A 19666-nucleotide genomic window follows, 5' to 3' on the forward strand; every position below is an offset into this window, starting at 1 on the left:
ACCGCAACGGCCCCGGCCTGCGCTCATCATCAATCGTGGAGTAGGCATGGCCTGGAACACCCCTGGCAGCAGTAGCAACGGATCGAACGGCGACGGCGAAAAGCCCAGGCCCAACCCTTGGAAACCGAAAGGCAACAAGGGCGGCGGCAACGATCTGAACGGCCTGCTCGACCGCTTGCGCGGCATGTTCGACGGCAGCGGCGGCAACCCGCTGCGCTGGGTCGTTATCGGCCTGGCCCTGCTGCTGGTATTCAGCAGCTTCCAGCTGATCGGCGAACAGCAGCGCGGCGTGGTCCTGCGCTTCGGCCAGTTCGCCCGCATCATGCAGCCCGGCCCCAACTTCAAGTGGCCCTGGCCCATCGAAAGCGTCACCAAGGTCAACGCCACCGAAATCAAGACCTTCAGCAATACCGTGCCGGTGCTGACCAAGGACGAGAACATCGTCACCGTCTCGCTCAACGTGCAGTACCGCATCAGCGATCCGCGCCTGTACCTGTTCGGTTCGCGCAACGCCGACGAAGTGCTCAAGCAGGCCGCCCAGAGCGCCGTGCGCGAACAGGTCGGCCGTTCCGACCTGGATACCGTGCTGGGCGTGCGTGGCCCGCTGGGCAGTTCCGCCAAGGAGCGCCTGCAGCACTCGCTGGACGCCTATCGCACCGGCCTGGTGGTGACCGAGCTGAACCTGCCCGACGCCCGCCCGCCCACCGAAGTGCAACCGGCCTTCGACGAGGTCAACAGCGCCCAGCAGGTCCGCGAAAGCCTGGTCAACCAGGCCCAGGCCTACGCCGCCAAGGTCGTGCCCGAAGCCCGCGGCGAAGCCGCGCGCCGGCGCACCACCGCCGACGGCTACAAGACCGCCGCCGTGGCCCGCGCCACCGGCGACGCCGCCCGCTTCAGCCTGCTGCAGGAACAGTACAAGTCCGCGCCCGAGGTCACCCGCAAGCGCCTGTGGCTGGAAACCGTGCAGAGCGTGCTGGCCCAGAACCGCAAAGTGGTCGGCGGCGACGGCAAGCAATTGATCTACGTGCCGATGCCTGCGCAGAACGGCGCTCCGGCGGCGCCCGCGCCCGCCCTGCTGCCCAATGAAGCGGTGATGCCCGCCGTGCAAAGCACGGCGCCTTCCAGCTCGAGCGAACGTCCCGCGCGACCCACCGGCCGTGAGGAGGTCGAACGATGAAAGCTTCCCTTTACGCCGCCATCGCAGCGGTCATCCTGTTCGGCCTGCTGGGTTCGGTCTACGTGGTCCGCGAGGACCAGACCGCGCTGGTGTTGAACCTGGGCCGGGTGGTCCGCGCCGACATCAAGCCCGGCCTGCATTTCAAGGTGCCGCTGGTGGAAACCGCGCGCGTGTTCGACCGCCGCTTCCAGATCCTGGAAACCGCGCCGGAGCGCTACCTGACCCTGGAGCGCAAGGACGTCAGCGTCGACTTCTTCGCCGTGGGCTACATCTCCGACGTGCGCGCTTTCTACCGCGCCACCGGCGGCGAGGAAAAGACCGCCAACGAACGTCTGGCGCCCATCATCACCGACTCGCTGCGCAACGAGATCAACTCGCGCACCCTGCAGCAGCTGGTGTCCGGCGACCGCAACGAAATCGTGACCAAGCAGCTCACCGCCATCAACGAAGGCGCCGGCACGCTGGGCATGCACATCACCGACATCCGCCTGAAGCAGATCGACCTGCCCACCGACAGCGAAGTCATCAAGCAGGTCTACGAGCGCATGCGCGCCCAGCGCATGCAGGTGGCCAGCAAGCTGCGCGCCGAAGGCGAGGAACAGGCCCGTACCATCCGCGCCGCCGCCGACCGCGACCAGGTGGTGCTGGTGGCCGAAGCCGAACGCGATTCGCAGAAGCTGAAAGGCGAGGGCGACGCCGAAGCCGCCCGCATCTACGCCGAAGCCGCCAACCGCGACCCGTCGTTCTATGCCTTCCAGCGCAGCCTGGAGGCCTACCGCACGTCGTTCTCGGACGGCAACAGCGTGATCGTGCTGGACAAGGACGATCCGTTCCTGCAGTACATGAAAAGCGATCGCTGACTCAATCTGTCATTTATGGCGAAGAACCCTTCCCCCGTTTACGGGGGAAGGTGCCCGTAGGGCGGATGGGGGCAGCTCTTGATCTTGCTTCCGGTTCTCAAAATCAAAAGCCGAGCCCTCACCCGGCCTCCGGCCACCCTCTCCCGCGAAGCGGGAGAGGGGATCAATCGATAGCGGGAGAGGGGACCAATCGGCAGCGGGAAGGAGAGCAGGGTAGCCCCCGTCCCCCAAAACCCGGATAATGCACAAAAGCCGGATGGGGCTGCTCTGAACGAGTGCTTCCCCTCCGGCTTTTTCTGCGTCTGCGGTTGTAGGAGCTGCGTAAGCTGCGACCTGCGTCGGCGCCACATTCCTTCCTGTGCGGAAGATTCACGGTCGCGGCTTACGCCGCTCCTACAAGGTTCTGGAGCTAATCATGGGTCAGTCAGTCGTCGTTCTCGGTGCCCAGTGGGGCGATGAAGGCAAGGGCAAGATCGTCGATCTGCTCACCGAGGAAATCGGCGCCGTGGTGCGCTTCCAGGGCGGCCACAACGCCGGCCACACCCTGGTCATCAACGGCAAGAAGACCGTGCTGCACCTCATCCCCTCCGGCATCCTGCGCGCCGACGCGCTGTGCCTGATCGGCAACGGCGTGGTCATTTCCCCGGCCGCGCTGATGAAGGAAATCGGCGAGCTGGAAGCCAACGGCGTGGAAGTGCGTTCGCGCCTGAAGATCTCCCCGGCCGCGCCGCTGATCATGCCGTACCACATCGCCCTGGATCAGGCCCGCGAAATCAAGGCCGGCGGCAAGGCCATCGGCACCACCGGCCGCGGCATCGGCCCGGCCTACGAAGACAAGGTGGCGCGCCGCGGCATCCGCATCGCCGACCTGCATTACCCGCAGCAGCTGGCCGAACTGCTGCGCGTGGCGTTGGATTACCACAACTTCGTGCTCACCAAATACCTCAACACCGACCCGGTGGATTTCCAGCAGACCCTGGACGAAGCCCTGGCCTTCGGCGAATACGTGCAGCCCATGAAGTCCGACGTGGCCGGCATCCTGCACGACCTGCGCAAGCAGGGTAAGCGGGTGATGTTCGAAGGCGCGCAAGGCTCGCTGCTGGACATCGACCATGGCACTTATCCCTATGTCACTTCCAGCAACACCACCGTCGGCGGCGCGCTGGCCGGCACCGGCGTGGGCGCCGATGCCATCGACTACGTGCTGGGCATCTGCAAGGCGTATGCGACGCGCGTGGGCGGCGGCCCGTTCCCGACCGAGTTGAACGATGAGATCGGCGAACTGATCCGCGCCAAGGGCCAGGAATTCGGCGCCACCACCGGCCGTCCGCGCCGCTGCGGCTGGATCGACATCGTGGCGCTCAAGCGCGCGGTGGCCATCAACGGCATCAGCGGCCTGTGCATCACCAAGCTGGACGTGCTGGACGGCATGGAGAAGCTGAAGATCTGCATCGCCTACGAGTACCACGGCAAGCGCACCGAATACGCGCCGCTGGACGCGCAGGGCTGGGAAGAGTGCACGCCGGTGTATCTGGAATTCCCGGGCTGGGAAGAGAACACCCACGGCGTCACCGAGTGGGACAAGCTGCCCGCCGCCGCCCGCGCCTACCTGCGCGCGCTGGAAGAACTGGCCGGCTGCCCGCTGTCCATCGTCAGCACGGGCCCGGACCGCGACCACACGATGGTGCTGCAGGATCCGTTCGCCTGATCCATTGAGCCGATGCGATAACCCTCTCCCGGGATAACCCCTCTCCCGTTTACGGGAGAGGGTGGCCAACGGCCGGGTGAGGGCGCTCTTGGCGCAAACTCCAGCACGCACCCTCTGCTTGCAAATACCCATATTGGGCATTATCGTGCCCAATATGGGTATAAGCCGATCCGACACTCACTCCCCCAAGCCGGTCGGCTTGGCCGATGCGCTATTCACCCAGACCCAGCAGCGGGTGCTGGGGCTGTTGTTCGGGCAACCGCATCGCAGCTTCACCGTCAGCGAGCTGATCGCCGCCACCAGCGCCGGCTCCGGCGCCGTGCAACGCGAACTGGCGAAGCTTGCCGACAGTGGCCTGTTGAGCATGCGACGCAGCGGCAACCAGAAACACTATCAAGCCAATCCCGCTGCACCCATCCATGCGGAATTGGTCGCCATCATGCAGAAGACGGTGGGCCTGACCGAACCGCTGCGTGAGGCATTGGCGCCGCTGGCCGATCAAATTATCGCTGCGTTCGTGTACGGGTCGGTGGCCAAGCGCAGCGATACCGCCGTCAGCGATATCGACCTGATGATCCTCTCCGATACGCTGGGATATGCGGATGTCGTGCTGGCACTGCATGCCTTCAATGAGCGGATAGGGCGCGAGGTCAATCCCACGCTGTACTCGCGTGCGGAGTTCGACAAGCGCGTGAAAGCGGGAAATTCGTTTATCACGCGTGTATTGGAGCAGCCCAAACTTTGGCTGATAGGAGGAAGGGATGACCTCGGCACTTGAGAATCTGGTGGGACTGGGAAGACCGTTGGCGGCGGAGCCGGTGGTGGATATGATCGCTGCCTGTGAGGCAGTGGCCGTCAAGCTGCGCGATGCGATGATTCGGGCATGAGTGGGAAGAGTGCAGGCTGGGGTGTTTGAAAAGCTCCGTGCATTCTCTTTTAGAAAGCCCCGCAACGCGGGGCTTTTTCTTTGTCACTCTTCACGCCTCCGCAGCAATCGCCTCATCCCCCTGATCCTCCCGCCGAAACTCCAACAACTCCCCCGGCTGGCAATCCAACACAACGCAAATCGCCTCAAGCGTAGAAAAACGAATCGCCTTGGCCTTGCCGGTCTTGAGTATCGACAGGTTGGCGACAGTGATGTCCACGCGCGCAGCTAATTCGGTCAGCGTCATGCGCCGTTCGTGCAGTTTTTCGTCCAGGCGTACCAAAATCGCCATGTCACACCGTGCCTTCAAGGTCGGCGCGCATGCTTGCGCCGTGGGCGAACACGCCGGCCAGTACGAACATCAGCAGCACCGCCAGCCATGCGGCGAACGAGAATGCGTCGACCTTTCCCGGTTCCCACACCGCCGCCGCAATCGCTGCGACGATCAGTCGCAGTCCTTCGAGCGCTGCGATGCTCCAGGCGATGGCGGTCAGGCGTTGGGCGTTCTGCAGGATGAAGGGGTCGCCGCCGCGCACGGTGTCGACGATGGCCAGCAACCGACGCAGGATGGTGTGGACGATGGCGGCGCCGACCAGGCCGATGAAGACGATGGCGCGCAGTCCCTGGCCCACCAGCGGGTGGGCGTTGGTCATGTCGAAGCCGAGCGGCCGTTGCGGCCAGCCTTCTATGAAGAAGCTCCAGATCAGCAGGGCGGCGATGACCAGGGCGTAGAGGGCATTGAGGAGGATCAGGCCTTGGATGACGGGCCGGGCAACGGCGAGGGCTTGGGCGCTGGTACGGGTCATGGCACGGCCTCCGGTGATATCGTTAATCGATATTAAGCACATCGAAATACAATATGCAAGCGTGCCGGCTTAGCCCCCTCCCTTGCGAAAGCAGGGGAGGGCCGGGGAGGGGTGCTCTTCGCCTGATCCCCCGGCCAAGACCAGCCGGAAAACTACGCCGACCGAAAAGCAGCCCCAGCCACAATCCGATCCGCAGCCTCCGCTAGTTGGCTGAAGCAATGAGCCAAGCCAGCACGCGGCAGGATCAGATGGTCGGGGTTGAGGATTTCCGGTTGGCTGAGTTCGGCCAGCAGGTGCAGGTGTTGGCAGAGGCACTGCAGTTGTTGGTGGGCTTCTTCGGGCAGCAGGTAGCCGGGGGAGGGCATGGCGGTGCGACGGGGCTTGGGCATGGTGGCGGTACTCCGGTCCGTGGGTACGCCCGCTTGCTAGGGGCAGGCGGGATGTCGGGAGGCTAGAAACCGCACACAGACGGCGGGCATATTCCCCTCACGGGTCTTTTATTAGCCCACTCCCGACGCAGAAGTCTGCGCCGGTCATGCCCAATACTGCAGGCATAAAAAACCCACCGGTGTTTCGGAGGTGGGTACCGCTGTGTGGGGAGTTTCTAGGCTGGCTCAACCTATCCTGCGAGCTGTAGCGATTGCCGCACTTGCCGGGACCCTCCTTGGATCAAGCAATGTCAGGGAACCAGAGAGACACTTGAACACCACGCTCCCTGAGTGCGCTGCGCTTGCCCAGGTCATGGTGATTTTGGCCAATAGCCACGGAGTCGCCGTTCTCTGAAACCCTGGCCGTCACTGTTGTTTTAGTAGACAACGCCTCGCGCGTCTGGTTTTGATTCATCCCAAGTGCTATCGACGGACTGCGTTGGAACGCGGATCCAATGGTCGATGGGCCGGACTGCAATGCTCCGTATCCTGGCGCTCAATCCGCGAGGCGGGGCGTGCTGCGGTGCTGCATCTGTTCGGTACGCACCGCGCTGGGCGACTGGCCAATGACGCGCTTGAAGGCTCGACTGAACGAAGCCTCGGAGTCGTAGCCCAGCCGATGGGCGGCGACAGTGATGCGCATGCCTTCCTGTGCGATCCAACGGCGGGCCTGGAACATCTTCACCTTGGCCACGTATTTGGCGGGACTCTCGCCAACCGTGCGGGTAAACGCATCGGCGAAGGTCGAGCGCGAAGCGCCCATCAGTTCGGCCAGCACCGGCACGTTCCAGTCGCGCTCCGGCTCGGCATGGATGGCGGCCATGACCTTGCCGATCCGCGGACATTGCACAGCCGCAATCCAGCCCGTCGAATCGCTGCAGCCGCATTCCACCCATGCACGGATGATGCTGGCGGCCAGCACGTCCGCCAATCGAGCCAGAATGCCGCAAGCGCCGATCCGGTCCAGCGACACCTCGCGCTCCATCGCCTCCAGCAGGCCGGGGACGGTCGGATCGCGCTTGACCAAAGCACCGGCGTGCATCACCTCCGGCATCATCGCCAGCAGCGGGTGCAGCGGATCCAGGTTGAAGCGCATCGAACCGCAGAACATGACGCTGGGCAGCGCCGCATCGCTGCCGGCAGCCTCGCTCCGCACCAGATAGATGTTTTCGGCAACCGGCACGCGAGCCAGTCGGCCGATGTCTACGGTGGTCGGTACCTCGGGTGCGCTGGCCAGGACATGGAAGCTGCCGTGCGGCAACAACACCGCGTCCCCGGGTTCCAGCCGCATCCACTCCGAGGATGCCGTGCGCAGCCAGCAGCCTCCTTGGGCGACGAAGTGGAAACGGGCTTCACGACCGGCAGGAAAGGCGACCGCCCACGGCGCCTGCATCAGGCAGCGACCGTATTCGACGCCCTCCAACCGCAGCCCCAGCAACACCTGGGTAAGCATGTCGTGCGGGCCTGGCGAGGTGAGACCGGTGCCAGGATCGGGCAAGGAGTCGGACAAATTGACAAGCATTTCGGTATTTTCGGCATGGAAACGCCGAAAGGATAACGCCAAACTGCCGGCCCGGTTCAACCAAGCGACCCCCCGTGTCCTCTACCGCCTGCTCCGAATGCACTGATCTTCCTCTTCTTCCCGACACCACTGACACGCCACGCTGGAGCGCCGTCGTCTCTCTGGCCTTGGGCGTGTTCGGCCTGGTCACCGCCGAATTCCTGCCAGCCAGTCTGTTGACCGCCATGGCCTCCGACCTGTCGGTGAGCGAGGGCGTCGCAGGTCAGACCGTCACTGCCACAGCGCTGATCGCTGCCATCGCCGCGCCTTCCCTTCCCTTGCTGACGCGTCGCATCGATCGCAAGCACGTGATGATCGCGCTGACCTTGCTGCTGGTGCTGTCCAATGGCCTGGCGGCCATGGCGGGCAGCCTGTCCACCTTGCTCATCGCCCGGGTGGTGCTGGGCGTCGCGCTGGGCGGGTTCTGGTCGATGGCGGCGGCTTTGGCCATGCGCCTGGTGCCAGAACATCAGTTCGCACGGGCGATGTCGCTGATCCTGACCGGTGTTTCCGTCGCCACCGTCTGCGCCGCACCGATAGGCGCCTGGATGGGCGAGTTGTGGGGGTGGCGCAGCGCATTCGTCGCTGCAGGTGTGGTCAGCGCGATCACCTTGATGGCCCAGTTGTTTTCGCTGCCGGCGCTACCGCCCAAGGCCAATCCCAATCTGCGTGTGCTCGGCGAACTTTTGACGCGTCCCGCCGTGCGCATGGCGTTACTGGCCGTGCTACTGGTGATCTCGGGCCACTTCGCCGGCTTCACCTACATTCGCCCATTGATGGAAAACATCGCCGGGCTATCGGTGAGCGCCATCTCGATGATCCTGCTGGGTTACGGCATCGGCGGGTTCTTCGGTAATTTCGTCGGCGGATACATCGCCGGACGCAGCGAGCGCCATGCCATCGTTTTCGGCGGCACGCTGATCGCGGTGTTGGCGGCCAGCCTGCTGCTGGCGGGCCACTCGTCCGCGGTCACCGCCGTTGCAGTGGTGCTGTGGGGCTTCTCCTTCGGTGCATTCCCGGTCGGTTTTCAGATATGGATCGCGCGCGCCGCCCCCGATCAGGCCGAAGGCGCCGGCGGCCTATTGGTCGCGGCATTCCAAATCGCCATCGCCACCGGCGCCATCGGTGGTGGACTGCTGGTCGACCACATCGGCGCTTCCGGGGGCCCGCTGTTCGCCGTCGTCGCGATGATGCTGGGAACGTTGCTTACGCTGCGTTATGGCCCGAACGCGGCGAGGGCGCAAGCAAGTGCGGTGTCGCCGTCCGAACTTCCCGCCGACTGATCGACGCAAACCAAACTGATTGATGCAAGGAAAGCGCATGAACCCCGACGCCAAGCTCAATCGCCGCATCCTTCTCGCCGCGCACCCGAAAGGTTTGCCGACGCTGCAGGATTTCCGGCTTGATACACAACCGATTCCCGCGCCCGCCGATGGCCAGGTGCTGCTGCGTACGCTGCACCTGTCGCTCGATCCCTACATGCGCAACCTGATGGACGAAGTCGGCCCAGGTTACGCGCCGCCGGTGCCGCTGGGCGAGCCGATGGTGGGCGGCACGGTCAGTCGTATCGTCGCCTCGCGCAATCCCCGCTTTCGCGAGGGCCAGATCGTGCTTGCCAGCGCGGGATGGCAGGACTACGCCCTATCGGACGGATCCGATCTGCAACCGCTGGACGACATGGGCCAGCCGTCGCTGGCCCTGGGAGGTCTGGGGATGCCGGGTTTCACCGCGTACGTCGGGTTGCTGGACATCGGCCAGCCTAGCCCTGGCGACACGGTGGTCGTCGCTGCGGCGACCGGCGCAGTCGGTGCTGTGGTCGGGCAGTTGGCCAAGCTCAAGGGCGCTCGTGTGGTCGGGATTGCCGGTGGCGCCGACAAATGCCGCTACGCCGTCGAAGAACTGGGTTTCGACGCTTGCCTCGATCGTCGCGAAGGACGGCTGCAGGACCGGCTCGCCGCAGCGTGCCCAGGTGGCATCGACGTGTACTTCGAAAATGTCGGCGGCGAGGTGCTGGACGCAGTGCTTCCACTGCTCAACCTGGGCGCACGCGTGCCCGTTTGCGGCTTCATCGCGCACTACAACGCATCATCGCCATCTTCCCGCGAGGATCTGCGGCCGCAGTTGCTGGCCACCGTGTTGCAGAAGCGCGTCCGCGTGCAGGGCTTCATCATTCTCGACCACTACGCCGATCGTTTCGAGCAGTTCCGTTGCGACATGGGGCAGTGGCTCGACACGGGCCGGGTAAAACTGCGCGAGGACCGGGCCGATGGATTGGAGCAAGCGCCGGCTGCCTTCATTGGACTGCTTGAGGGCAGGAATTTCGGCAAGCTCATTGTGGATGTCGCCTCGAGGTGAGGCAGCGATACCCATGGCATATCAACGGAGGAGCTCTCCGATCTCCGGGTAATTTACGATCACCAGAACTCATGGGGCGGGCTCATTCAAGCCGGGCCCACATCAGGGCGGTGCCTGAGTGTATGCCTTCGGCTATATTCGTACTCAGTCGCCGCCCCGCTGCGGGTCGGCTGTATCGGGCGTTAGGCAGTCTAAATTCACATGATCATTCAAAAGCAAAGAACCTGGCTCACTGCCAACACTGAGCACGAGGGCTTCCCGATCTACTTCCGCCGGCCGGATGTCCGGGTCGCGGAGTTCGAGTCGCTCCGTCCCAAGTACCCTGTTCTTCTTGCCGTTAAGCACCAACTTTCCCAAGTGAAAGACAACGGCCTTCCGGAGGCCGACTACAACGACACGCTTGCGCCACTGGATGCCGCTTTGACCGACTCTTTCCGGGATGAAACAGACGGCCTTGTTGCCCTGGTTGAAACATTCGCCGGCAAGCGTACCTACTACGTCTACCTTGCATCGACATTCGACACAGACAACTTCATGAGTGGCATTGCGGCCCGCTTCCCACAAGAGAGTCTCGCTTGGAAACGGCATGACGATCCGGCGTGGCGGTTATTCAATGGCTACGCAACGGACTTCGGCTTTGCCTAACAGTCCCCATAGGGCGGGCTCAAGCCCGCCGCATGCGGCAGTAACGATTCCATTCGGCGGGCCAGGGCCCGCCCTATGTTTCTCTGCAAGATGAGGCGCATCGCCTTCGGCCCAACCTATCCAACGAGCTGATTGACGGACTTCCCAGGCCACACCCACAATCCGCGCTATGCCTCACTTTTGGGGTCTAGTCGTAGTTAGGCGTTGAGGATAGATCGTGACGAAGAAGTTCTTAGAGGGGATCGTTTTCGGTGCCGGATTCGGTATTTCGTTCTTGCTCGTTTTCTTCCTATACACATTCATTGCAATGCCCGCATTTGTGTCTAGCAAGATTCAAACGAATGAAGAGCGCCCTGTGAATAGCAAGCCATGGCCCGGCACCGGCCAAGAGCACCCTGATTTTAACGAACTTACGTTGGAGGAACAGATCAAGGCGGCAAGCGTTATTGCATTGATCCGCTACGAACCAGCCTCTGGCGGCAAGGTCAAGGCTGTAATCAGGGAGTTCTTGAAGAAGGGCTCTGGCGTTGAGCTCCACTACAACATTGGCGATGAGTATGCTCCCGCCAGCTATTACGCAGGCGCGGGGTCTGACCGTGGCGACGGAGTCATTGTCTTCTTCGTTGGATCTCCCGCAGAAATGCGCATGTCTGCGACGTATGCTGGCGATCGCATTCGGGGCTTGGGGGATATCCCTTTGGAGTTGTTCAAAGACAAATGCATGGCGACAATGCCTAACAATTCATTAAAACCGAAACCGCTTCCCGGCTCAGCTTAGATCTCGTAGGGCGGGCTCAAGCCCTCCGCATGCGGCAATAACTATTTCATTCGGCGGGCCGGGGCCCGCCCTATGTCTGTCAGGAGTAGCGATGAGCGAAGCAATTCTGTACGCGATTGATGCCCCGCAAATGAAGGACGCGGATGCGGCCGCGGATTTCGTCGAAAAATGGCAAGACAGCAAGGACGCGCCGACCGCGCGCATCGCCACCTTCTTCGTGCGCCTGTTGCAGACCTGGCCGGAGGATGGATCGAAGGGCGTCGTCTGGCATGAAGACTTCCAGCACAACCGGCCCGCGGGATCGATGCTAGAGATGACATTCGAACTCAGCGAGTTCGACGCCGAGCGACTGCAGCATCTGCGCGCGATCGCCAAGCATCACGGCGTGCATGTCTTCGACCCGGAAGGCCATGTGCTGTATCTCGCCGACGGCAGCGAAGCCGGCGTTCCGGCGATGGCTGCCCCTGAGCCCGGCGCACCCACCCAGTGCGAATCCGGCGTCCGCTTCGACGGCGTCTACGAATCCAAGATGGACAAAAGCTGGAGCTACCTGTGCTTCACCGCCGATGGCAAAGTCCTCTGGCAAAGCATCGGCGGACGCTTCCCGGCGCGTGCGGTGATGGACACCTTCATCGCCGGCGATGCCTTCGTCGTCAAAGGCACTTACAAGCCCGGCGAAAATGCATTCAGCGCGCGACTCAAAGCCGCGTTCGGCGCGTTCAAGATGGAGGGCGCCTTGAAGGACGATGGCCTGCATGTCCATTCCGAACGCACCAACGGCAGATACCCGTACGACGCGGTGTACACGTTCCTGCCGCTGTAGATCCCATAGAGCCCATAGGGCGGGCTCAAGCCCGCCGCATGCGGCAATAGCGATTCCATTCGGCGGGCCAGGGCCCGCCCCCGTATCTCGTACAAAGCACGGGACAGGCTCCGTGAACCTTACGGGAGACTAGCCAATCGCTACCTACTGCTCCTCATTCCGCATGATCCTGGGAATAGTGTTGACCACCGCCAACCCAATCAGCGTGGTGGCCAGGGCCATGACCTCCATGCCCATGCCGGCGGCCATGCCCACCGCAGAGACCATCCAGATGCCCGCCGCCGTGGTGAGCCCCTCGATACGCTCATCCCGTTCCAGCTTGATGATCGCCCCGGCCCCCAGAAAACCGATGCCCGACACAATGCCTTGCATCACCCGCGTCACATCCCCCGGAGAGATCCCCGACAACAACGGCGCCATTACGAACAACGCCGACCCTATCGACACCAGCATGTGCGTCTTCAACCCGGCCGCGCGTCCCTTGCTCTCCCGCTCGAGCCCCAACATCCCGCCCAACACCGTGGCCGTAAGCAGCCGCACCACGATTACCGTAGTGGTGCCCGCATCCGGCAAAGCGAACTCCCTGGCCAGCGCCTGTCCGATCTCTGCGGTCACACTCATGCAAGACCTCCCATCAATAGTGAGCGGCGCAAGCCCGCAAGGCCCGCGTGACCCTGGATTGTCTGCGGCCCGCCGTTAGGGGTACGTGTCCGGCCAGCCAGCGCAGCCCGGATAAGCGCAGCGCCCCGGCTCCCGTATCGGTTACGCACGGCGTGCCACGCACTTGTCGATTTCCACCCCTGTCGCTCGTCGCCGGTATATCCAACCACCAACAAGGACTGCACCCATGCCACGCATGATCTTCGTCAACCTTCCCGTTACCGACCTTGCCGCCTCTATGAAGTTCTACGAAGCCCTGGGTTTCCACAACAACCCGCACTTCACCGACGCCACCGCCGCCTGCATGGTCTTGAGCGACACCATCCACGTCATGCTGTTGACCCACGAAAAGTGGAAGACCTTCACCACCCGTCCCATACCACCCAACACCCACAGCGAAGTGTCCAACGCGCTTTCCTTCGACGACCGCGACGCCGTCGATGCCTTCAACGCCGCTGCCGCAGCCAATGGCGGAACCGGCGATATCAATCCGATACAGGACCTCGGTTTCATGTACGGCCGCGACGTGGCCGACCCCGACGGCCACGTCTGGGGAGCCTTCTGGATGGACCCGGCCGCCATTCCCACCGGCGAGTGACAAGCGGGGCGAACCGCGTGAAAACGGCGTCATTTCACCTGTTTTGAGGTGACGCCGTGTTCAGCTGCCTTGCACACGCGGTGGCTACACTCGGGCGGACCTGGAATATCGGATATTTCTCTCATGTCCCCCGCCAACATGCCTTCCGCCAACCTGTTTACCCGATCCATCACGCTCGCCCTGGTCCTGGCGGCATCGCTGACCGCCTGTGGCTCGAGCCAGACAAAAAAAGAAGAGCCGGCGCCCTTGGGCGAGACCTTCGGTGCCGACGACACCTATTCGCGCAGCTATGAGGTGCCGCCGCCCACTGCCTGCGAAGCCACACGGCGCGCTTTGCTGGGGCAGGGCTATGTGATCGGCAAGATGTCCCCAGGCGCGGTGGAGGCGATCAAGAACTTCCAGCCCCAGGCCGATGTGCACACCCAGCTCAAGGTGCTCACCACCTGCGTGCCGAAGTCCGACGGTGGTTCCCTCGTCTTCATCAACGCCGTGCAGGACCTTTACGCCCTCAAGTCGCAGTCCAATTCGGCCAGCGTCGGCGTGAGCATGATCGGCTCGGTGTCGCTGCCGATCGGCACCAGCAATGCCAACCTGGTGCGGGTGGGCAGCAATACCGTGCAGAACCAGGATTTCTACCGCCGCCTGTTCGACCGCGTGACGTTCTACCTGCCCGGCACCCCGACCAACGCACCGCCCCCGCCAGAACCGGAAGGCCCGCCCGATCCGGTCACGCCGAAACAGTGAGAAGTGGCTCATAGGGCGGGCTCAAGCCCGCCGCATGGCTACCTTCACGGGCTGGAGAGCCGCCCTATCACCGCATTGCGAGGAGCTGGTGCAGCGTTTCGCGGTAGCGACAGCGAGGTCACCAGCGCATCGCTGCCGATGGTTCCTTGAGGCAAATAAAGGCTCACGCCTCAGTCGGTAACGAATGGATCACCATTGGGCGATCGGGGAGGGCACTCCACAGGATGGCCTGCCGCTCTGCACGGCCACAGCGCACGCGGCACTGTAGTCCTGCGCTCGAATCGTTCGCCATTCCAGACTATGAAGCCGGCATGGGCGTTATGGCCACCGTTGAATATGGGCGGATCCGGTGACATCGACGTTTGCTCCGGATCGAACTCAACCACCCAGCGGAAGACCGGCACCTGGTCTAGATTATGTTCGTCGGCGAAGACACCGCTGGCGCCTACCGATGCATATTGCTCGAGCATGGCCTTGGATGAGACGGCGGGATCCGGCGCGATACTGGCGGTCACATCTTCCGGTGGCTGCCCCTCGATCACGCGGTAGGCGCGCATTCCCGAATCGAACTCCCAGGGAGGACCTGCCGTGCTGCACTGGCGTTCGGCTGCTGCCGCCAATGGCGTGCCTGTCGGAGTCGTTGCTTTGAGATCGGCGCACAGCCCCCGCACCTGGACCAGATAGCCGGTGAGTTCTGGCCTGGCGCCGTGGAAGCTACGGATCCAGAAACCGTACCAAGATCCATTTTTATCGACCACCAGATAATCCCGGCCATCTCCCTGGCCAGGGAGTTCCTGCACCAACACTTTGCCCTGCAAATAACGCTGCCTCAATGCCGGAGACGCGAGGACATCTTGCGTGGGCAGTGACAGCAGGAAACGAGAGATGGCTTCCGTTGCGGGTATGTACTTACTCTTCCAAAGTCGCGGTCCGGCCAAACCGGGCAACGATTCGGTGTCGGTTGCATGTGCAATGGGTGCCGGCACGCTGGTGCAACTCGCCAGGAGCAACAGTGGCAACAATAGAGAGTGGATGCGCATGGATATTCTTCCTTGTGGGTAGGAGCTAACCCAGGCGGATGCTGGGCGTATCCTGCGTGACATTGCGGTTCTGTTGATCGATCACGGTAGTACTCGCCACCGCTTGGTTAAGGCTCTCGATTCGGGACAGACTTTCCTCCACCGGCGTGTTGCTGGCAGCGGCAGTATTCACCATCGCGCGCTGCGCAGCCGGGTCGTTGGGCCGCCCTTGCACCAGGAACAAGTGCTCGCCCGGTTTCAAGGTTGCAGTGGCGTGGTTGGGAAACAAGTGGTCCACCTGCGAAAGGCCTCGCGCTTTCGCTTCGGCCAGCAGACTCATCGACAGTTGTTCGCGGTTTTCGTGGAAGCCCGGACCCAGTGCGCCGACGCGATCCTGGATCTGCCGATGCAGGCCATGGTCGGTATGCTCCGGATCATCAGGACGGCGTGGCGGCAATGGACGTGCGGCTTCAGGGGGTTGGGGCAAGGGCGGCTGGCCTTCGTTAGGCAATGCTCGCTCCTGTTGTGGTTGCTGTCCGGCGCCGACCGAGGTCAGCACGTACTGCCAGCGGTCCTGTTGTGGATTGCGGCGGACTTCCGCAATGAATTCATCATATTGACCGCCGCGGATCGTCTGGCAACCTGCGGAATCGGTGTTGCGGCTTTCGCCACCGCTACCGCGATGGATCTTGAAGGTGTTGTTCAAATCCTGCACACCGTTCACATCGGCAGCGGTGAACCAGCCGTCGGCATTGCTATCGCGTTGCACACGCCTCGTGCCGTCCGTTACTGCTTCGGGGCTGGGACGCAGGGCGAATTCAGTACCGTTTTGTCGCCCGCGTGCATAGGCCGGGTGGGTCGTTGCCAGCATTTCCGTCGTTCCCTCGCCAAGCCTGCCCAGATCACGCACGCCATCGCGGTTGACGTCTTCGCCTTCGATCTTCCGGCGTGATACCTGTTCGTAGCCCAGCGACCTTTCCAGCGGAGGCGCATTCTGGCCTCCCTCGGCATAGCGGCGAGTGCCGTCGCTGCCTGCGTGGTGATCGTATTGCGCGCTCGGCTCCGTATTGGCCTCGTTGAACTCACGCGCATGCCGTACGCCGAGGTGATCTTTCCAGACCACAACCAAGCGGTCGTCGTAGGCTCCAACTCCATGGCGGACGGTGGTCTGGGTCTCATTGCGGAGCCCGAGAATCACGCGCTCATTGTTCGTGTCCAGGGAGTCGCGCGCGGCCTGGTTGCCGCGACTGGCCACCATGCTGCCGTACACGTCATGCAGTTGGGCCTGGGAAAGATCCCGGGTTTCGGTTTCGGCGGGGAAACGGGGCGAAGCGGTGGCAGTGCGCAGCCGTTCCACTATAGGGCCGACACGTTCGTCGGCAGCGATCACGCCAGGCGCAGTCAGTCGATCACGGGCGCGTACCGCGACCAAACGATCGAGCGATTCCTGCACCACCAAGGCCTGATTCTGGCGCAGTGTTTCGAGTCGTTCGGCTGCTTGGCGGATCTGGCCCTGGTTCAGAAGGTCGGCCACTTCACGGGCGGAGGCATCAATATCAAGCTCTGGCATGGGAAATTTCCTTTTCCTTGTAAGTTGTCTTCATGACCTGAAGGCGGGCACTGCTCGCGCATTCGTCGTCCGAGCGAAAAAACCTCGCGCGTGTTGCCCTCCACGCTAACCCTGATTTTTTAGTGGCGTCAACTCACAAATGTAGCCATCCGTGTTCTCTGACCTTTCTTCGTCTCCCGGCCACCCATTCAATACCTACGACAAACCAGCAGCACCTCATCGACCTGTTCGGTACCAACCAGACCCGCAACCAACGCCAACGGCTTCTGAAAGCGCACGAACAGCGGCAGCGTGCGGTTGTACCACCACATTGCCCGCTGACGCCGATGGGTGAGGAACCACATGCCCAAATCCAACAGCCGCGACGACTTGGGCTGCATACCGTAGATCGCGCTCTGCTCCAGAGTCAGACCATGCGCGCGGAGCTTCGCCAGCAGTTGCTCCGGTTCGTAGCGGCGGTAATGGCCCACGAAGTCGTCGAACGCCGTCCAGCTTGCCGGATGCAGCGGCGCGGACAACAACATCGCGGCGCCGGGTTTTGCGACGCGCGCAAGCTCGGCCAGAGCGCCATCGTCGTCGACCACGTGTTCGATGATGTCCAGCGCGCAGACCGCATCGAAAGTGGCGTCCGCGAACGGCAACGCAGTCACGTGGCCTTGCAAGGCGCTGGCGCCGCCGGCTTGCAGGCGCTGCAGCGCCGGTACGCTGATCTCCACGAAGTGGGTGCCGTGAAGCGGAAACCGCGGCCGCAGGCCGGGCGCTACTTCCAGCCGCCGCGTGGCGCCAGCGGTCAGCCGCGTGACCAGCGGCCAGGTATTGAAACGCTGCGGTTCGGTCAGCCGCGCACCGCTCCACAGCCCATCGTAGAAGCGGCGGTTGCGCTCGAGCAGCTCATGCTCGACAGGCAGCGGCGGGGTAGACATGCCCGTAGGATAAACCTGCTGCGGGTTTGCCCGGGATGAAGGAAGGCAGATTCATCCCCTTCACACCTTGAGTAGGTGGATACAAATTGGCACCGCCATGACCAGCCATTCGGCTGTTGAGAACTCCGTGAAAGCGGGAACCCAGCTTCAATAGCTTAAAGTCACTGGATCCCCGCCTTCGCGGGGACGACGGATAGAAAACATTGACGTGTGGAATTTGAGGCGGGTTCCAGTGCGATGCTTGTATTGATCGTATGAATCAGCAACCTCAACCCACCCGCATCCGCAACCCATGCAACCGCTCGAAACACGGCCTGCATTCCTCGGCGACTTCCGCCGCCGCACCGGAAAGGCTGATCTCCTTCGCTACCGGCGCTTCGAAGCCCGTGGACTCCCACACATGCGCATACCAATGCGGCGCCCAGATGCCGTCGCTGTCGCGCCGGCCCGGCGGCCAGTGCAGCATGCGCTCGGTGAAAGGAATGCCCAGCCAATCGCACAACGCGCGCAGATGCGGCTCCGGCGCGCGCAGGAAATCCCCCGCGTCCAGGATCGGCGGCGGCAAACCGATCGCACACAACTCGTCGTACAACGCCACCTGCTGCGGCAAGCCGATGTCGTCGGCGGTGACCGTGGCCCGCGACTTCACGTACGACGCCACCACCTCGCGCGGGTCGCGGATCAGCAGCACATTGCGCAACCCCGCGATCCATTCGTGGCCCATGTGCGGCAACAGATGATGGGTCATGTGCTTCTGGTACCACACCGCCGTACCGCCGGGCGCAGGACCCAACAAGGCATCCACCACCCGCCGCCAGTCGGTGTCGCCGTCGGCGATCACCTCCTCGCGCGCAGGATGATCCAGCCCGGTATGGTCCAGATAGTGCGCGTACAGCGGCTCGTCGCTGACCGCGCAATCGCCCCGGTTTTCCCAGGCCCGCATCATGGCCGTGGAAATATTGCGCGGCCCCGACCACATGGCCAAGCGGACCGCATCCGCGGACGCGTTCATGCCGGACGCACGCGCGCAGCCACGTCCGCCGCCGCGAACGCGCGGTACAGCGTCTGCAGGCGCTGCACCATCGGCCCGCGCGCATCCTCGCCGCGCGGCTCATTGCCGATGCTGCGATGGTCCACCGTATGCACCGGCACCACGCCGCCGAAGGTACCGGTGACGAAGGCCTCGTCGGCGCCGTAGACGTCGGTAAGGCTGAAGGATTTCTCGAACACCGGAATGCCGTTCTGGCGGCACACCGTGATGATGTTGGCGCGGGTGATGCCGCCCAGGCAGTACTGGCCGGTCGAAGTCCACACTTCGCCCTTGCGCACGATGAAGAAGTGGGTGGAGTTGCAGGTGGCGACGAAACCGTGCGGGTCCAGCATCAGCGCCTCGTCCGCGCCCGCGCCGTAGGCCTGGATGCAGGCGGTGATGCAGTTGAGCTTGCTGTGCGAATTGAGCTTGGGGTCCTGCACGTCCGGGTAGCCGCGGCGCACGTGTACCGTGTACAGCGACAGGCCGCGCGCGGCGGTGTCGGTGGAGGCGGTCTTGTATTCGGGAATGATGACCACGGTGGCCGGGCCCACGGTGACGCGCGGATCCTGATACGGCGTGCTCTTCACCCCGCGGGTGATCATCAGCCGCACGTGCACGCCATCGCCGTGCATGCCGTTGGCGTCCAGCGCGGCGTACAACGCGCGGGTCAGTTGTTCGCGGCTCAGGCCGATGTCCAGCAGGATCGCTTTGGCGCCTTCGTATAGACGGTCCAGGTGCGCTTCGAGGAACAACGGATGCCCGCCCATCACGCGGAAGCCTTCCCACACTCCGTCCCCCAGCACGAAGCCGCTGTCGAACACCGACACCATCGCCTCGCTGCGGTGCTTCATCACGCCATTGATGGAAATCAGGATGTCGGCGTTGCGTGGATCGTCGGCCGAATGCTGGGTGCCCTGGGTCATGCGTGGTCTCCTGGTCGATGGACCGATGGTAGCCGTTCACTCCCGGTGCTTCCATGCGAGCAGCGCAGGTCGGGCAAGCGCGGCGCCGACTACGGTGATTGCGAGTAGACGAAGCCCCCGTTCTCTGGAA

The 19666-nt window shown here is 63.2% G+C and carries 22 protein-coding genes; 12 read left to right on the top strand and 10 right to left on the bottom strand.

The features are described 5' to 3' along the window. The first annotated feature begins 46 nt into the window (after window positions 1-46). The 5 genes from hflK (at window position 47) to BLR66_RS19465 (ending at window position 4632) form a co-directional block, all read left to right on the top strand. Window positions 47-1177 (top strand): FtsH protease activity modulator HflK, encoded by a 1131-nt coding sequence (gene hflK / locus BLR66_RS18505; protein ID WP_093290123.1) that lies wholly within the window; start codon window positions 47-49, stop codon window positions 1175-1177. Next, window positions 1174-2037 carry a protease modulator HflC gene (locus BLR66_RS18510; RefSeq protein ID WP_093290124.1) on the top strand — a complete coding sequence of 288 codons (864 nt, stop codon included), beginning with the start codon at window positions 1174-1176 and terminating at the stop codon, window positions 2035-2037. The genes hflK and BLR66_RS18510 overlap by 4 nt, the downstream gene beginning before the upstream one ends. Window positions 2038-2452: 415 nt before the next feature. Beyond that, a complete protein-coding gene (locus BLR66_RS18515) occupies window positions 2453-3745 on the top strand; it encodes an adenylosuccinate synthase (RefSeq protein WP_093290125.1) in 1293 nt (430 codons plus the stop codon). A 154-nt stretch (window positions 3746-3899) separates the two neighbouring features. After that, window positions 3900-4523, top strand: coding sequence for a transcriptional regulator (locus BLR66_RS18520; RefSeq protein WP_093290126.1), 624 nt, complete (start codon window positions 3900-3902; stop codon window positions 4521-4523). Then, entirely contained in the window at window positions 4507-4632 is a 126-nt protein-coding gene (locus tag BLR66_RS19465; protein WP_255402776.1) for a hypothetical protein, read from the top strand. Before BLR66_RS18520 ends, BLR66_RS19465 begins: the two co-directional genes overlap by 17 nt. A gap of 90 nt (window positions 4633-4722) precedes the next feature. Here BLR66_RS19465 and BLR66_RS18525 read toward each other — a convergent pair whose 3' ends face one another. From BLR66_RS18525 to BLR66_RS18540, 4 genes are all read right to left on the bottom strand, one after another. Next, window positions 4723-4962, bottom strand: a complete 240-nt coding sequence (locus BLR66_RS18525) for a helix-turn-helix domain-containing protein (RefSeq protein WP_093290127.1) — start codon at window positions 4960-4962, stop codon at window positions 4723-4725. A 1-nt stretch (window position 4963) separates the two neighbouring features. Then, window positions 4964-5476: a DUF2975 domain-containing protein gene (locus tag BLR66_RS18530; RefSeq protein ID WP_176943965.1), complete on the bottom strand. Its 513-nt coding sequence runs from the start codon at window positions 5474-5476 to the stop codon at window positions 4964-4966. 152 nt (window positions 5477-5628) lie between these two features. Continuing rightward, window positions 5629-5865: an XAC0095 family protein gene (locus BLR66_RS19060; RefSeq protein ID WP_143014704.1), complete on the bottom strand. Its 237-nt coding sequence runs from the start codon at window positions 5863-5865 to the stop codon at window positions 5629-5631. A gap of 535 nt (window positions 5866-6400) precedes the next feature. Further along, entirely contained in the window at window positions 6401-7426 is a 1026-nt protein-coding gene (locus tag BLR66_RS18540) for an AraC family transcriptional regulator (protein ID WP_093290130.1), read from the bottom strand. 74 nt (window positions 7427-7500) lie between these two features. On the opposite strand from BLR66_RS18540, the gene BLR66_RS18545 reads away from it, so the two are divergent. From BLR66_RS18545 to BLR66_RS18565, 5 genes are all read left to right on the top strand, one after another. Further along, window positions 7501-8748 (top strand): MFS transporter, encoded by a 1248-nt coding sequence (locus BLR66_RS18545; protein ID WP_093290131.1) that lies wholly within the window; start codon window positions 7501-7503, stop codon window positions 8746-8748. A gap of 37 nt (window positions 8749-8785) precedes the next feature. Continuing rightward, window positions 8786-9820 (top strand): NADP-dependent oxidoreductase, encoded by a 1035-nt coding sequence (locus BLR66_RS18550; protein WP_093290132.1) that lies wholly within the window; start codon window positions 8786-8788, stop codon window positions 9818-9820. 201 nt (window positions 9821-10021) lie between these two features. Next, window positions 10022-10465: a DUF695 domain-containing protein gene (locus BLR66_RS18555; protein ID WP_093290133.1), complete on the top strand. Its 444-nt coding sequence runs from the start codon at window positions 10022-10024 to the stop codon at window positions 10463-10465. Window positions 10466-10682: 217 nt separating this feature from the next. Continuing rightward, window positions 10683-11243: a hypothetical protein gene (locus BLR66_RS18560; protein WP_093290134.1), complete on the top strand. Its 561-nt coding sequence runs from the start codon at window positions 10683-10685 to the stop codon at window positions 11241-11243. Between the two features lie 91 nt (window positions 11244-11334). Beyond that, on the top strand, window positions 11335-12066 hold the full coding sequence (locus BLR66_RS18565) for a hypothetical protein (RefSeq protein WP_093290135.1): 732 nt from the start codon (window positions 11335-11337) through the stop codon (window positions 12064-12066). A gap of 144 nt (window positions 12067-12210) precedes the next feature. Here the strand turns inward: BLR66_RS18565 and BLR66_RS18570 are convergent, their stop codons facing one another. Continuing rightward, entirely contained in the window at window positions 12211-12687 is a 477-nt protein-coding gene (locus tag BLR66_RS18570) for an MgtC/SapB family protein (protein WP_093290136.1), read from the bottom strand. Window positions 12688-12913: 226 nt separating this feature from the next. Between BLR66_RS18570 and BLR66_RS18575 the strand changes: the two genes are divergently transcribed. Together BLR66_RS18575 and BLR66_RS18580 are read left to right on the top strand one after the other, a co-directional pair. Continuing rightward, the gene (locus BLR66_RS18575) at window positions 12914-13324 is read left to right on the top strand and encodes a VOC family protein (RefSeq protein ID WP_093290137.1); all 411 of its coding nucleotides are present in this window, start codon (window positions 12914-12916) and stop codon (window positions 13322-13324) included. Window positions 13325-13447: 123 nt separating this feature from the next. Next, entirely contained in the window at window positions 13448-14068 is a 621-nt protein-coding gene (locus BLR66_RS18580; RefSeq protein WP_093290138.1) for a DUF2242 domain-containing protein, read from the top strand. Between the two features lie 170 nt (window positions 14069-14238). Here BLR66_RS18580 and BLR66_RS18585 read toward each other — a convergent pair whose 3' ends face one another. From BLR66_RS18585 to BLR66_RS18605, 5 genes are all read right to left on the bottom strand, one after another. After that, the gene (locus tag BLR66_RS18585) at window positions 14239-15108 is read right to left on the bottom strand and encodes a hypothetical protein (RefSeq protein ID WP_143014705.1); all 870 of its coding nucleotides are present in this window, start codon (window positions 15106-15108) and stop codon (window positions 14239-14241) included. Window positions 15109-15133: 25 nt separating this feature from the next. Next, window positions 15134-16657, bottom strand: a complete 1524-nt coding sequence (locus BLR66_RS18590; RefSeq protein WP_255402777.1) for an XVIPCD domain-containing protein — start codon at window positions 16655-16657, stop codon at window positions 15134-15136. A 188-nt stretch (window positions 16658-16845) separates the two neighbouring features. Further along, window positions 16846-17580: a class I SAM-dependent methyltransferase gene (locus tag BLR66_RS18595; RefSeq protein WP_093290140.1), complete on the bottom strand. Its 735-nt coding sequence runs from the start codon at window positions 17578-17580 to the stop codon at window positions 16846-16848. Window positions 17581-17848: 268 nt separating this feature from the next. Next, window positions 17849-18592: a sulfotransferase-like domain-containing protein gene (locus BLR66_RS18600; protein ID WP_093290141.1), complete on the bottom strand. Its 744-nt coding sequence runs from the start codon at window positions 18590-18592 to the stop codon at window positions 17849-17851. Beyond that, window positions 18589-19536 (bottom strand): aminotransferase class IV, encoded by a 948-nt coding sequence (locus BLR66_RS18605; protein ID WP_093290142.1) that lies wholly within the window; start codon window positions 19534-19536, stop codon window positions 18589-18591. The genes BLR66_RS18600 and BLR66_RS18605 overlap by 4 nt, the downstream gene beginning before the upstream one ends. Between the last annotated feature and the right edge of the window lie 130 nt (window positions 19537-19666).

The organism is Pseudoxanthomonas sp. CF125, from assembly GCF_900104085.1.
In the GTDB taxonomy this organism is placed as follows: domain Bacteria; phylum Pseudomonadota; class Gammaproteobacteria; order Xanthomonadales; family Xanthomonadaceae; genus Pseudoxanthomonas_A.